10 protein-coding genes and 1 tRNA gene are annotated in these 13331 nt (G+C 39.9%); 6 read left to right on the top strand and 5 right to left on the bottom strand.

Features of this window, described 5'->3' with window-relative positions:
- Window position 1 precedes the first annotated feature (1 nt).
- The 3 genes from BMY21_RS04665 (at window position 2) to glmS (ending at window position 4275) form a co-directional block, all read left to right on the top strand.
- The gene (locus BMY21_RS04665) at window positions 2-646 is read left to right on the top strand and encodes a hypothetical protein (RefSeq protein WP_074641365.1); all 645 of its coding nucleotides are present in this window, start codon (window positions 2-4) and stop codon (window positions 644-646) included.
- 51 nt (window positions 647-697) lie between these two features.
- Window positions 698-2260, top strand: a complete 1563-nt coding sequence (locus BMY21_RS04660) for a glycoside hydrolase family 9 protein (protein WP_074641364.1) — start codon at window positions 698-700, stop codon at window positions 2258-2260.
- 98 nt (window positions 2261-2358) lie between these two features.
- Complete coding sequence (gene glmS, locus BMY21_RS04655) at window positions 2359-4275, top strand: glutamine--fructose-6-phosphate transaminase (isomerizing) (protein ID WP_074641362.1); 1917 nt, start codon at window positions 2359-2361, stop codon at window positions 4273-4275.
- A gap of 224 nt (window positions 4276-4499) precedes the next feature.
- Here glmS and BMY21_RS04650 read toward each other — a convergent pair.
- Window positions 4500-4572, bottom strand: a tRNA-Ile gene (locus tag BMY21_RS04650).
- 117 nt (window positions 4573-4689) lie between these two features.
- Here BMY21_RS04650 and BMY21_RS04645 point away from each other — a divergent pair.
- Window positions 4690-5979 carry a GGDEF domain-containing protein gene (locus BMY21_RS04645; RefSeq protein ID WP_074641361.1) on the top strand — a complete coding sequence of 430 codons (1290 nt, stop codon included), beginning with the start codon at window positions 4690-4692 and terminating at the stop codon, window positions 5977-5979.
- 129 nt (window positions 5980-6108) lie between these two features.
- Window positions 6109-7581, top strand: a complete 1473-nt coding sequence (gene purF, locus BMY21_RS04640) for an amidophosphoribosyltransferase (RefSeq protein ID WP_074641945.1) — start codon at window positions 6109-6111, stop codon at window positions 7579-7581.
- On the opposite strand, the gene BMY21_RS04635 is transcribed toward purF, so the two are convergent.
- Both BMY21_RS04635 and BMY21_RS04630 read right to left on the bottom strand, forming a co-directional pair.
- Window positions 7578-8144: an ANTAR domain-containing response regulator gene (locus BMY21_RS04635; protein ID WP_074641359.1), complete on the bottom strand. Its 567-nt coding sequence runs from the start codon at window positions 8142-8144 to the stop codon at window positions 7578-7580. The two genes, purF and BMY21_RS04635, sit on opposite strands and share 4 nt — an antisense overlap.
- A gap of 2 nt (window positions 8145-8146) precedes the next feature.
- Window positions 8147-9355 (bottom strand): glutamine synthetase family protein, encoded by a 1209-nt coding sequence (locus BMY21_RS04630; protein ID WP_074641357.1) that lies wholly within the window; start codon window positions 9353-9355, stop codon window positions 8147-8149.
- 175 nt (window positions 9356-9530) lie between these two features.
- Between BMY21_RS04630 and BMY21_RS04625 the strand changes: the two genes are divergently transcribed.
- Entirely contained in the window at window positions 9531-10346 is an 816-nt protein-coding gene (locus BMY21_RS04625) for a GerMN domain-containing protein (RefSeq protein WP_074641356.1), read from the top strand.
- On the opposite strand, the gene BMY21_RS04620 is transcribed toward BMY21_RS04625, so the two are convergent.
- Both BMY21_RS04620 and BMY21_RS04615 read right to left on the bottom strand, forming a co-directional pair.
- On the bottom strand, window positions 10343-11395 hold the full coding sequence (locus tag BMY21_RS04620; RefSeq protein WP_074641354.1) for a DUF7954 domain-containing protein: 1053 nt from the start codon (window positions 11393-11395) through the stop codon (window positions 10343-10345). The genes BMY21_RS04625 and BMY21_RS04620 overlap by 4 nt on opposite strands.
- Window positions 11396-11495: 100 nt before the next feature.
- The gene (locus tag BMY21_RS04615; protein WP_074641353.1) at window positions 11496-13307 is read right to left on the bottom strand and encodes a proline--tRNA ligase; all 1812 of its coding nucleotides are present in this window, start codon (window positions 13305-13307) and stop codon (window positions 11496-11498) included.
- Window positions 13308-13331: the final 24 nt, after the last annotated feature.

Here is a 13331-nt window from a genome sequence, read left to right as displayed (position 1 = left end):
TATGAATAAAGCAATACGCTCATTTTTTATTTTGATTTTTGCAGCTCTTTTTATGTCCTGTCAGACAGAAATAACTCTTACTCTGCGGCAGGATGATTCTGTTGATATCCGTTTTGAAGGTGAATCTGGAGAGGCTTTTGCAAAGCTGATTAATTCTGCAGCAGGTTTGGGTGCAGAAGATTATTCTGTTTCCACAAGTGACCTTTTGATAGATTCACAATCTGTTTCTTATGAACTTGCTAAAGCTGGTTTTTCAGATATCGTAATAAATCAGAAAAAGGGTGGGGCTGTTTCAATCTCTATGTGTGATAAAAAACAGACCTCTTATATCTTCTCATCAAAAATCATAAAGGCTGAAAAAGGAAAGCTGATAACAGCAATTACCCGTAAAAGTCTGGAAGATTTTTATAAGGCTTCGGATGAACAGACTAGAATGATTTTAGATCTTTTCCTGGCTCCTGTTTTTAATGATGAAGAAATGTCAGAAGATGAATATCTGGAAATGGTTGGTGCTTTTTACGGAGATGGAACTGCAACGGAAGTCAGTCAGAGTTTTGTAAAAATCAATCTGATATCTAAAGATGGAAGTAAAGAAACCTTGAATCTTCCGCTTACACAGCTTTTTTGCGGAAATTTCAACTACTAGCATAGACTTTTATTCAATTATTTTTTCTGAATATATGTATAACATTATGTTATGAAAGAGTCAGAAATTTTTATCAATCAACTTGGTTATCGCATACTTGATAACAAAAACGTTTTCGTAAGTAAAACTGCAAAGGGTGAAGCAGAACAGTTTTCTGTTTGTGAAAAAGCGGGTGGAAAAGTAGTTCTGACTGGTCCTCTTATTGCAGCTCCGGACGATGAAGAATCGGGCGGCGGATATTTTACCGGCGATTTTTCTGCGGTTCAGACACCAGGTGAATATTATATCCAGATTGGCGAAGAAAAAAGCTTTCCTTTCACTCTTTCAGATAACGTTTATGATGAATTAACTCTTTCTACCTTAAAATATTTTACTGATTCACGCTGCGGGCAGGGAATCTGCCATACAGGAATTGCTGAAGTTTATGGAACTGGAGAACAGAAAAACGTTCAGGGTGGCTGGCATGATGCGGGCGACTATGGACGTTATGTTGTTGCCGGTTCAAAAGCCGTAATGGATTTATTGCTCGGCTATAAGAAATGTCCTCAGAAATTTTCAGGCTTTGATCTTCTTGGTGAAGTTCGTTTTGAACTTGAATGGATGCTTCAGATGCAGAGAGAAGATGGTGCGGTTTATCATAAGATTTCCTGCTATCATTTTTGTCCTTTTATAATGCCTCAGGAAGAAAAAGATCAGCTTGTACTGGCTCCTGTTTCTACTGCGGCTACAGCTGATTTTGCAGGCTGTCTTGCTTATGCGAGTGGTTTTTATAAGGAAAGTGATCCAAAATTTTCAGCTCAGCTTCTGCAGGCTGCAATCAAAGCTCAGAATTATCTTTTCTCACATGATGATGAATTTTATATCAATCCTCCGGAAATAACTACGGGCGGTTATGGTGACCATGATGTCCGCGATGAACGTTATTTTGCCCTTTGTTCTCTCTTTGCAGCTACAGGAGAGAAAAATTATCTTTCTCAAGCTCTGAAATATCGTGAAGACAAGAAGAAAGATAAACCTGATCCAAAGCATCCCTGGAACTGTGGCTGGCAGGAAGGTTTTGGCTGGCCTTTTGTTTCGGGCTATGGTACAGAGCTTCTTTTGGAAAATGAAGATAAGCTGGATGCAGACCTTATTTCAGAGATTCACAGTGGAATAATTTCGCAGGCAGAAAAATATCTTGAAACCTGTGATGCATCGGCTTTTAAATACTGTTCAAAATTTGTTTTCTGGGGCAGTAATGGTGCAATCTGTGATCTTGCGCATATAATGCTCATGGCTTTTGATTTAACAGGTAGAAAAGAATTCATAAAAGCTGCAAAGGCTCAGATAGACTTTATTCTTGGCTGCAATCCTTTGAATTACTGCTATGTTACAGGTGCTGGAACAAAATCTGTTGTACATCCTCATCACAGACCAAGTGGTGCAAGTAAAAAGGTTTATCCGGGAATGCTTGCAGGCGGGCCATGTGGTGCTCTTCTTGATGCTTATGCAAAAGAACATCTCGCAGGTCAACCGGCTCTTAAGTGCTATGCTGATGCAGAACCAAGTTACAGTACTAACGAAGTTGCAATTTACTGGAATTCTGCTTTTGTTTATACACTTGTAAGAGTATAACAGTCTAAATTCACGGACAGAAAAACGCCTCTACCCACTGATTGCGAAAAGCAAGGGTTTCTTGTAGAATAATCCTATTAAAATCTCAGGAGATTATTATGTGCGGCATTGTCGGCTATGTTGGAAATAAAAATGCGACACCGGTTTTGATTAAGGCTTTAAAAAAGCTTGAATATCGTGGTTATGATTCAGCTGGTGTTGCTATATATACAGGGGAAGAAATTCTTGTTCAGAAAGCAAAAGGAAAGCTTTTAAATCTTGCTGAAAAAATTACAGGTGAGATTATTCCTGATCAGGTAAAAAAACAGGATTTTTCTGATACTGAAATGGCTTTATATGATAAGACCGGTGACTTCATTAAGGGATGTATGGGAATCGGTCATACCCGCTGGGCTACTCATGGTGAGCCAAGTGACTTGAACAGCCATCCACATACAAATATGGACGGCTCAATTTCTATTGTTCATAACGGTATTATTGAGAACTATGCAGACTTGAAGGCAAAACTTCAGGCTCAGGGTATTGTTTTTAAATCTCAAACAGATACAGAAGTTGTTGTACACCTGCTTGATCAGAAGTATAAGGCAAGTGGTGATATTTTTAAGGCTGTAATTGAAACCCTTCATGTTCTTGAAGGATCTTATGCTATTGGAGTTATCTGTAAGGATTATCCAGACAGAATTATTGCTGCCCGTAAAGAGAGCCCTCTTGTCGTTGGAATTGGAAAAGGCGAAAACTTCATTGCTTCTGATGTTCCAGCCCTTCTGGAGCATACCCGTGATGTTTACTATCTTGGGGAACGTGAACTCGCAGTTCTTTATACAGATCATGTTGATTTGTTCAATTTTGATGGTGAAAAAATCATTAAGCAGCCTAGTCATGTTGAATGGGATATGGATGCAGCAACAAAGGGCGGTTATGAACACTTTATGATTAAAGAGATTCATGAACAGCCTAAAGGTCTTACAGATACAATGCGTCCTCGTATTGTAAAAGATGCAAGTGGTAAGCCTGTTGATGTTTATTTTGAAGAAAACAAGATGGATGAAGCCTGGAAAAAGGCCAGCCGTGTAGTAATTACTGCATGTGGAACTGCATATCATGCCGGCGTTGTTGCAAAATATGCTTTTGAAAAGATTGCCCGTATGAAGGTAGATGTTGATGTAGCATCTGAGTTCCGTTATCGTGATCCAATTCTTGATCCAAGTGATATTTTTATGGTTATTTCTCAGTCTGGAGAAACTGCAGATACTTTAAGTGCTCTCCGTCTTGCTAAAGAACAGGGACTTAAGGTTGTAGCAATCACTAACTGTGTTGGTTCAACTGTCAGCCGTGAAGCAGATGATGTAATTTATACTCTTGCCGGACCGGAAATTGCAGTTGCTTCAACAAAGGCTTATACAACTCAGCTGCTTTGTTTATTCCTGCTTGCTGTTAAGGCTGGAAAACTTCGCGGAACTTTATCTGATGAAGAGGCTACAAAGCTTTTGTGTGAACTTGAAAGTATTCCTTCTAAGATTCAGGAAATTCTTGATGGAAAAGATGTAATACAGAAGTTTGCTTCACAGCAGTTTAATAAAGACAAGATTTTCTATATCGGCCGTCAGTTTGACAGCGCAACTTCCCTTGAAAGTGCATTGAAACTTAAGGAAGTTTCATATATGCATTCTGAAGCATTTGCAGCCGGAGAGCTTAAGCATGGTCCTATAGCTCTTATTGATCCTGCAACTCTGGTTGTTGCAATTGCCAGCGAGCCTAAACTTTATGACAAAATCGGTTCAAACATGGTTGAAGTAAAGAGCCGAGGCGCAACTGTAATGGTAATTACCCAGGATTCTGGTGATGCATTTGAAGGAAAGGCTGATTTAGTATGTAAAATACCGGAGTGTTCTTCAACACTTGCTTCGCTGCTTACCGTAATCCCAGCCCAGCTGTTCGCTTATTACTGCGCAATCATGCGCGGCTACAACCCGGACAAACCAAGAAACCTCGCAAAGAGCGTTACAGTAGAGTAAGCTAAAAAAAATCCAGTCAAAAGACTGGATTTTTTTGTATACAACCGAAACCTGGGCCATCTTAGACTTGAACTCGCCAACGATAGCAGAACCGTTAAAAAATGGGCTGCGACAGCGGGTCGTTTTAGGCTTTACTTCAAAAATGCGCACAAACAAGCTATGCTTGTTTGTTTATAGAGAAATAAAAAAAGATTCCGCAAATGAACGGAATCTTATATAAGAACTGGGCCATCTTAGACTTGAACTAAGGACCAAAGGATTATGAGTCCTCTGCTCTAACCACTGAGCTAATGGCCCGAATTGTTTGTTATAATATCAGAAAAAGACGGCTTAATCAAGATAATAAAAAAAAGATTGAATTCTTGCCAACTCGGTGTAATAATAATAGGTACGTAAGATAAAAGGATTACAAAAATGAATGCCTATTCAAAAGAATCTATTTCTGATTTGATATTTGACAAGATTGATTCAATCATTGTCGTAGACGCTAAGAACGATAGCTATCACACCATAAAAAAACATGGAGTTTTTGAGAATTTTCTTGAGGACAATGGTAGTTATAAAAGTTTAATCGAAAAACTCTGGTTTCACCTTAATGATAATTCCAACAAGATTGCAGAAGAATATCATGTATTTATTCCGATGATTGGTGAATTTAAGGGTAAATATGTAGATCGTGTCAAAATCAATTGGGAAAATCAGATTCATCTTGTTCAAATATCCATTTATCCGCTTGATGAAACTGCAAGTCATTATATTTTCATGCTTGATGAACTGGATAACTGCGAATATCTTCGAGAATTCCTTACCGACCGCAAGCTGGATACAATTCAAAGTACATTCCTTTTTTCAATGTATGTCGATTTAATTAAAGATATTTCCTACAGTATAAATGTTTCAGAAATTTCAAATGACCCGATGAATTACGATGTTAAGTATTCAACCTGGCGTCAGATGATTGTAAATATGATCTGGCCGGCAGATCAGAAGCTTTTCCTTGAACGTACAGATCCTGATTATCTTAAAAATAATCTTGAACCAGGCCGTACAACTTCATTTGATTGTCAGATGAAGAATCTGGAAGGTGCTTTTATCTGGGTAAAACTGATTTTCAGCCGTACAGAAACTACAAATACAGATGATTTTAGATTTGTGTTTATGGTTCAGGATATTCATGATAACTCATTAAAGCTGTTTGATACTCTAAAACGATATGAAGAGCTTGCATCGAAGGATCCGCTGACATCTATCTATAATCATGGACGAATTGAAACCGAAATTATCAATTCAATTGATGCTTTCCATACAAAAGGTATTCCTGTGTCATTTATGATGCTTGATATAGACCATTTTAAGAGTGTAAATGATAAATATGGACATTCTGTTGGAGATATTGTTCTTAAGCAGTTTGTAAAAGAGATAAATGAATTTATTGCTCCTTATAATTTTACAATCGGCCGCTGGGGTGGTGAGGAATTTGTTTGTGTCTGCTACGATATGAAGCTTGATGAAGTTGCAAAACTTGCTGATGAGCTGAGACAGAAGATTTCTGAAACAGATTTTAAGAAAGTAATTAAGCTTACCTGTAGTATTGGTCTGACAGAGGTAAAAAAAGATGACACTGCGCAGATTATTTTTGACCGTGTTGACCATGCAATGTATGAAGCTAAAACTAATGGACGAAACCGAATAATCACAAACTGATTTTTACAGCTGATTGACAGAAGGCCCGTATTTTACAATAATATAGGCAATTAAGGCAAAGACGCCGTAGATATGATTCTGCTCTGGCAGGATTATGTCTACGGCGTTTTTTATTTAACCGAGGTAATTATGGGTTTTCGTGACGAATGTGGTGTTACAGGAATTTATGGAGTAGAGAATGCAGCAGCTCTTTCATATTTTGCGCTTACAAGTCTGCAGCATCGTGGACAGGAAAGTGCAGGAATTGCAGTTAGTGATGGAACAAAAATCAAGCTTCATAAAGGAATGGGACTTGTAAGTGATGTTTTTGAACAGGGACATTTTGAAGCTCTTAATGGAAGTATTGCTGTAGGTCATGTTCGTTATGCGACTGCAGGCGGCAGAACAATTGATAATGCTCAGCCCTTTATGAATTCGTTTAAGAATGGTTCTATTGCACTGGCTCATAATGGTCAGCTTGTGAACCATACAACGCTTAGGGAAATGCTTGAAGACCACGGCAGTACTTTTTCAAGCTCGAGTGATAGTGAAGTTATATTAAAACTGATTGTAAGAAAATATATTGAAAACGGCGGTCATCTGGGAACGCCGAACGAAGAAGAAAACAGTGGAGAACTGAATCAGCAGCGATTTGTTGAAGCTGTAGTGCAGACGGCTAAATTGATTAAGGGCTCGTTTGCGCTCTGTATTATGACTGAGAATATGCTGATTGGAGTTCGGGACCCTAATGGAATCCGGCCTTTATGTATTGGTCTGATTGGCGGGGGCGTTACGGGGGCGGAGCCCCCGTTGGAAGGGGTAGCGAGCGACGAAGTGCGAGCGCAGGGGGAGGCTTCCCCCTCTTACATTATTACTTCTGAATCTTGTGCGATTGACTCTGTAAATGGACGTTTTGTGCGTGATGTTGAGCCGGGCGAGATTGTGGTAATTAACAAGGATGGGTTGCGCTCTAAAAAATACGCAGAAGATAAAAAGCGAACCTGTATTTTTGAGTACGTTTATTTTGCGCGTCCGGATTCTGAGATTGATGGAATTTCTGTTCAGGAGGCTCGTTACAGGATGGGTGAGGAACTAGCTAAAGAATCTCCGGTTGATGCTGATATTGTAATTGGAGTTCCAGACAGTGGTCTTGGAGCTGCACAGGGCTATGCCAGAGCCAGCGGAGTTCCTTATGGAATGGGCATTATCAAGAATAAATATATCGGCCGAACCTTTATTGCTCCAACTCAGAAAGAGCGCGAGAATATGGTGTTTGTAAAGCTGAATGCTATTCGCAGCGACCTTGAGGGTAAACGCGTGATTGTAATTGATGATTCGATAGTTCGCGGTACTACGAGCCGCCGCCTTGTTCAGATTCTCCGCCGCGCTGGAGCTAAAGAAGTGCATTTCCGCGTATCATCTCCGCAGGTTAAGTTTCCGTGCCATTTGGGAATTGATACACCAAGTAAGAATGAACTGATTTCTAGTAATCACGAACTTGAGGAAATCAGAAAGGAGATTGGGGCTGATTCTCTGGCTTTTATAAGTCTTGAAGGAATGAGAAAAGCCTTCGGTGCAGATTCGTTCTGTAAAGGCTGTTTTAACGGCGAGTATCCGGTTTAGCCGTATCTCTTAATAATTTCATCAGCGATCGCAGTACGTTTCATACTGCGGTCCATTGCATTTTTTTCTATAAATCGATGTGCTTCCTGTTCTGTCATACTCATATTCTGCATAAGCAGCATTTTTGCGCGGTTTACAAGCTTGATTTCTTCCATTTTGACTTTGAGTTTTGTAGTCTGGCTTGAAAGTACCTGTACCTTGTATTGAACTGCAATTGCTGCCTTAATCATGTTGTAAAAATAGAACTGATCAAAAGGATTTGTGATAGAGATAATTCCATATCCTTCAACACGATAGCTTACTTCTTCAAAAAGGGCTGGCGGAGTCAAAAGCAGTATTGTACTTAGTGATTCTGAAGCATCAGTTGCAAAATCTGCTCCTTCGCCATCTGAGTAATCAACAAGAATGATATTGTAAGTGCGTTCTGAAACACGGCGCCTTGCTTCATTGAAATCAGACAGGACTTCTGTTTCAAAAAGCGGCGGCATGAGCATTACGCTTATAGATTGAGAAAGTTTTGAGTCTTTTGTAACAACTAAAACGCTGTGGGTGTCTTCTGTCATTTTTAGAATCCAAGAACTTCCTTAATGAATGAGCTTTTTTCAGCGATTTCTTTTGCAGAATCCAGAGTGTCTGGCAGAGTTTTTAGTCTGAGGTCTCTCAATGGAGTTACCGGACGGTTACTGAGACTGTTAGAAGAGTTAGAGAACAGATTTTCAGTTACAGGCTCCGGAGGTTCCAGATTATTTTTAATTCCATCAAGAGCTGCGTGGATTAAAAGTGTGAATACCAGGTAAACATTACATTCGCTGTCTGGAGTTCGGATTTCCATACGGCTTGCTTCATCGGTTGTGATGGCTGGAACACGGATAAAGGTTGAACGGTTTTCGTATCCCCATGCAAGATAGCAAGGTGCTTTGCAGGAACCAAGACGGTCATATGAAGCTTCTGTACAGTTCATATAATAAGTCAGTTCTTCAGCATGTTTTAAGATACCTGCAAGAACGTTTCTGTTTTTTGATTTATCTGAGCAGGAAATATTGATGTGGAAACCGCTTCCTGCTTTATCTGTAAGTGGTTTTGGAGAGAAATCTGCATAAAGACCTGCGCTTGCGGCACGGGTGCGGACTATCCATTTGAAGGTTGCAGCGTTATCTGCGGCTGTAAGGGCGTCTGAATAATGGAAGTCGATTTCATTCTGACCAGGACCTTCCTCATGATGGCTTGCTTCCGGCTGAATACCCATCTGTTCAAGTGTAAAACAGATTTCACGGCGGATATTTTCTCCCTTATCTTCCGGAGCAATGTCCATATAACTTGCATTATCAAAAGGAATCTTTGTTGGTTCGCCTTTTTCGTCGAGTTTGAAGAGGTAGAATTCAATTTCAGTTCCAAAGCTGAATTCAATTCCAAAGTCGTCTTTTGCCTTTTTTACTGCGTTTGCGAGAAGGGTACGGCAGTCTTTTTTGTACGGAGTTCCGTCTGGATGCGAAATTGTACAGAACATTCTTATAACTTTTCCGGTATTTGGACGCCATGGAAGGATAGAAACGGTTGTCGGATCCGGATGCAAAAATAAATCTGATTTTTCTGCGGTTTCAAATCCGTAAATTGCAGAAGCATCGAAGCTGACTCCGTTTTCAAAAGCGTTTTGCAGCTGAGTTGCCATTATAGAAATATTTTTCTGTACACCCTTCAAATCAAAAAAAGCAAGACGAATAAATTTTACATCTTCTTCCTGTACATACTCTAAAACTTCACTTTCTGAATACATATTTACCTCTCGTGAACGAAAAAAGGCGCACATTCCATCCGGCGACAGTCCCGTCGTAAGATTGAATGAGCGCCTTTGCCCTTAATGATTTTATTTTATTCTATTTGCCGCTCATCTGTCAAGAATAAGCGGATTTCCGATAAACCTGATCAAGAAAACCTCCGATAATCAGAATATGGCACAGAAAAAAAAATCAAAGAAAAACAGCACGTTATTTGCAGCAGCCTGTGTACTTTTGGGCCTGCTGGTTATTTTAGTTATATTTCTTGTAAAAAAAGATCAGATATTCACTAATTTGAAGGAAACAGCCTTCTTTGATAAGGTATTTGGCAGTACACCGACTGTAATTGAAAATCATGAGCCGGTGGAAACAAAGAAACCAGAGACAATTCCTCTAAAAAATGATGAAGTTACTATAAAAATTGAAACTGAAGAAACTCCTGCTCCAAAATATACTGAGCCAGAGCCGGAAAAGCCTGTAGAATCAGCAAAACCTGTTGAAACTGCAAAACCTAAAGAGGAAACTCCAAAGAAAGCGGAAAATGAAAAGAAACAGCAGGCTACAGGAACAACAGAACTCCAGCTTTGTTTTGTAAATATTGATGGTGATGGCGCTGTTGTACGTCAGGTTATTAAACGTAAGGTAGCAAAGAGTGATTCTCCGCTGACAACTGCTATAAATCTGCTGCTTAAAGGACCTGATTCAACAATTTCGGGAGAACGTAATCTTATGAGTCTTATTCCGCCTGGAACAAAGCTTTTAAGCGCTAAGGTACAGGGCGGAGTTGCTTATTTGAATTTTAATGAAAATTTTGAAATCAATTCCTATGGGGTTGAAGGCTATATTCATCAGCTGGAGCAGATTGTTTATACTGCAACAGCCTTTTCTACTGTTACAAGCGTTCAGTTTTTAATTGAAGGTGAAAAAAGAGATTATCTTGGTAGTGAAGGCGTGCTGATTGCAGCCCCTCTTTCGAGGAGCTCGTTCTAGCGATAGCTTTTTACAATCTTATCAAAGTAAGCAGATGTTTTAAGATAAGCTGTCTGATATGTAGAGATTGAAAAATAATCGAATCCGCCTTCTTTATTGCGTGTAAGCAGTTTTGTAAGGCAGACTGTGGTTTTGTTTTCTGGGAAATATGAGACTGTAACAATCTTATAATTGTCTTTAGCTGCTGTATAGGTAATTTCGTTGTTTTTGAAATCGATATAAGAGCCTTCAGAACTTTCCAGAAGTTTTCTCTGAACATACAGATCATTCAAAAACTTATTTTCTGCAACTTTAGGAAGTACAGACATTGTTACCAGAGATTCATTTCCTAAAGTCCAGAAGTTTTCCATTTTCTGTTCCCATGCTTCATCCAAAGTTACAGAGCGGTTTTCAAACTTGTAAACCTTTGATTTTGCAGGCTTTTTTGTTTCTTTTTGAACAGCAGGCTTTGTTGTGTTAATTCCCTTAAACTGTGAGAAAGTCTGGTCTTCGCTTGATTTAATTGTTCCTATTGTTACACAGTCAAAAACTTTGTTTCCTTTTTCATCTGCAATTGTGCGAATATTAAAAAGAGGAACTCGTGCATCAAAAGTAATTGAAGTATTACCACCAAACTGAGCATAATCCTGATCAATAATAAGCTTATCTGTTTCTACAACATCAGCTTTAATACGGCGTGCAGAGAATTCATAAAGCAGATCATGAAGATAGTTTACAATTTCTGTGTCATCAGTATCAGGAAGAATTGTAGAAATTATTTTTTCACCGGTCATATTCCAGAAATCTGCCTTTGCATCAACTGTGAGCAGAAGGGCAATTTCTTTTTCAGGAAGCTTTTCTGTGTTATCCTGAGGTGCAATGTAGCGGATCTGATAGGTTGCTTCATCGTACATCAGAATACCAACGTAACTTTCACGGGTAAATGAAGTGTCGCGATAGTAAACATACTCACCGGCACTGTCTGGAATAAATGAAGTAGTTCCAGGAAGCGCAGCAGCAGTGGTTGTCAGGATGATTGATGTGATTAAGGAAAGAATAGTTTTTTTCATAAATGGAAGTCCTGTAAGGATGCGTCATTGCGAGCGAAGCGAAGCAATCTATTTATTATGGATTGCTTCGTCGTTTCACTCCTCGCAATGACTATGGAAATTACGCATTTAATTTCTTGAGTTCTTCACGAACAATGTCAGCGGCCTTTTTAGCAACTTCGTCTGCTGGAACAAGTGTAGCTTCTGCATCCTGGCGGAGCTTCATTTCTACGTTTGGAAGGTTCTTGTCACCAACTACGATGCGGATTGGGTAGCCGATAAGTTCTGAGTCTGTGAATTTAACGCCTGGGCGTTCGTTGCGGTCGTCGAGAATAACCTCAATACCATCAGCCTTCAAATCTTCATAAATCTTATCTGCAACTTCCTTCATCTTGTCTTTGTACTGAACAGGAATAACTGCTAGCTGATATGGAGCTACAGTCATAGGCCAGATAATTCCCTTGTCGTCGTGATGTCCTTCGATAATAGAAGCAAGAGTGCGGTCTACACCAATACCATAACATCCCATAAGTGGAGTTACTGGTTTTCCGCTTTCTCCAAGGTATGTTACGTTCATTGATTTTGTATATTTTGTACCAAGCTTAAAGATGTGTCCAAGCTCGTTACCTTTCTTCATATAGAACTTTCCGCCACATTCAGGACAAGCATCGCCTTCTTTACAAGTACGAACATCAAGAGTCATAAATGGAGTGAAGTCGCGGCCTGGTTCAACGTGCTTGATGTGGAAGCCTGCTTTTCCGGCACCTGCGATACAGTCGTGCATATCAACAGTAGACTTATCTGCAATTACAGGAATCTTAATTCCAACTGGACCAACGAATCCATGTGGAGCACCAGAGTACTTCAATACATCTTCGTCGCTTGCAAGTTCTGCACCAGAAGCTTTAAGTTCTGCTGCAAGCTTTGTTTCGTTTACATCGAGGTCGCCGCGGATAAGTACGCAGAAGAAAGTCTCTGGAATATATGTCTGGCCGCCTTCTGTAACTGTCTGAGCATTCTTGTAGAACTCTGTACCAGACAAGTCAACAGCACAGTTGTAAACTTTGTAAACAAGTGCTTTAAGGAATGTAGTTGGTTTTTCACCAAAGAACTTTTCCATATCCTCAATGCTGAATACGTTTGGAGTTGCAACTTCTTCAATTGCAGCGTCAGTCTTTTTCTGTGGCTGACCATTGCTGTCGAGTGGAACTTCTGTTTTACATGCTGCCTTTTCAACGTTAGCAGCATAATCACAGTCTGGACAAAGGAGGAGTGTATCATCACCAACTTCTGATTCAACCATGAACTCTTCTGAACCTGAACCGCCCATAGAACCTGTATCAGCTTTTACAGAGATAGTTGTAAGGCCCATGCGCTTAAAGATACGGCGGTAAGCAGCTGCTACGTTGTCGTAAGAAGCGTCGAGGTCTGCCTGATCCTTATCAAAAGAATAAGCGTCCATCATTGTGAACTCGCGGCCACGCATTACACCATAGCGTGGGCGGATTTCATCGCGGTATTTTGTATTGATCTGGTAGAGTGTGAATGGAAGCTGTTTATAAGAAGAAAGACCATCGCGAACGATAGCTGTAAAAGCCTCTTCTGCAGTTGGAGAAACAACCATGTCCTGGCCCTGGCGGTTCTGTGCAGTAAGCATTTCACCAGCCATTTTGTCCCAGCGGCCAGATTCCTTCCATAAATCACCGGGTACGATTACTGTAGGTTTGATTTCGAGAAGCCCTGCATTGTCAAGTTCTTCACGGATAATTTTTTCAACTTTCATTAAAGAACGGAATCCGAATGGCATGTAAGCATAAAGTCCGTTTCCAAGTTTGCGGATTAAACCAGAGCGCATCATAAGCTGATGGCTTGCGATAACTGCGTCATTTGGAGCTTCGCGTAGTGTTGAGATAATTGTTTTTGTAGCTTTCATAACGTACTATTTTAATGAAAGTAC

Origin of the sequence: Treponema bryantii (assembly GCF_900111035.1) — a bacterium.
Lineage (GTDB): Bacteria > Spirochaetota > Spirochaetia > Treponematales > Treponemataceae > Treponema_D > Treponema_D bryantii_C.
Note: the sequence above shows the minus strand (reverse complement) of the source record. Positions and strands in the feature narration are given on the sequence as shown.

Excerpts from the sequence above, each read along its gene's own strand:
- purF (WP_074641945.1), top strand. The coding sequence starts at position 6,109 with ATGGGTTTTCGTGACGAATGTGGTGTTACAGGAATTTATGGAGTAGAG.
- BMY21_RS04630 (WP_074641357.1), bottom strand. The coding sequence starts at position 9,355 with ATGTATTCAGAAAGTGAAGTTTTAGAGTATGTACAGGAAGAAGATGTA.
- BMY21_RS04620 (WP_074641354.1), bottom strand. The coding sequence starts at position 11,395 with ATGAAAAAAACTATTCTTTCCTTAATCACATCAATCATCCTGACAACC.
- BMY21_RS04660 (WP_074641364.1), top strand. The coding sequence starts at position 698 with ATGAAAGAGTCAGAAATTTTTATCAATCAACTTGGTTATCGCATACTT.
- BMY21_RS04665 (WP_074641365.1), top strand. The coding sequence starts at position 2 with ATGAATAAAGCAATACGCTCATTTTTTATTTTGATTTTTGCAGCTCTT.
- BMY21_RS04615 (WP_074641353.1), bottom strand. The coding sequence starts at position 13,307 with ATGAAAGCTACAAAAACAATTATCTCAACACTACGCGAAGCTCCAAAT.
- glmS (WP_074641362.1), top strand. The coding sequence starts at position 2,359 with ATGTGCGGCATTGTCGGCTATGTTGGAAATAAAAATGCGACACCGGTT.
- BMY21_RS04645 (WP_074641361.1), top strand. The coding sequence starts at position 4,690 with ATGAATGCCTATTCAAAAGAATCTATTTCTGATTTGATATTTGACAAG.
- BMY21_RS04635 (WP_074641359.1), bottom strand. The coding sequence starts at position 8,144 with ATGACAGAAGACACCCACAGCGTTTTAGTTGTTACAAAAGACTCAAAA.
- BMY21_RS04625 (WP_074641356.1), top strand. The coding sequence starts at position 9,531 with ATGGCACAGAAAAAAAAATCAAAGAAAAACAGCACGTTATTTGCAGCA.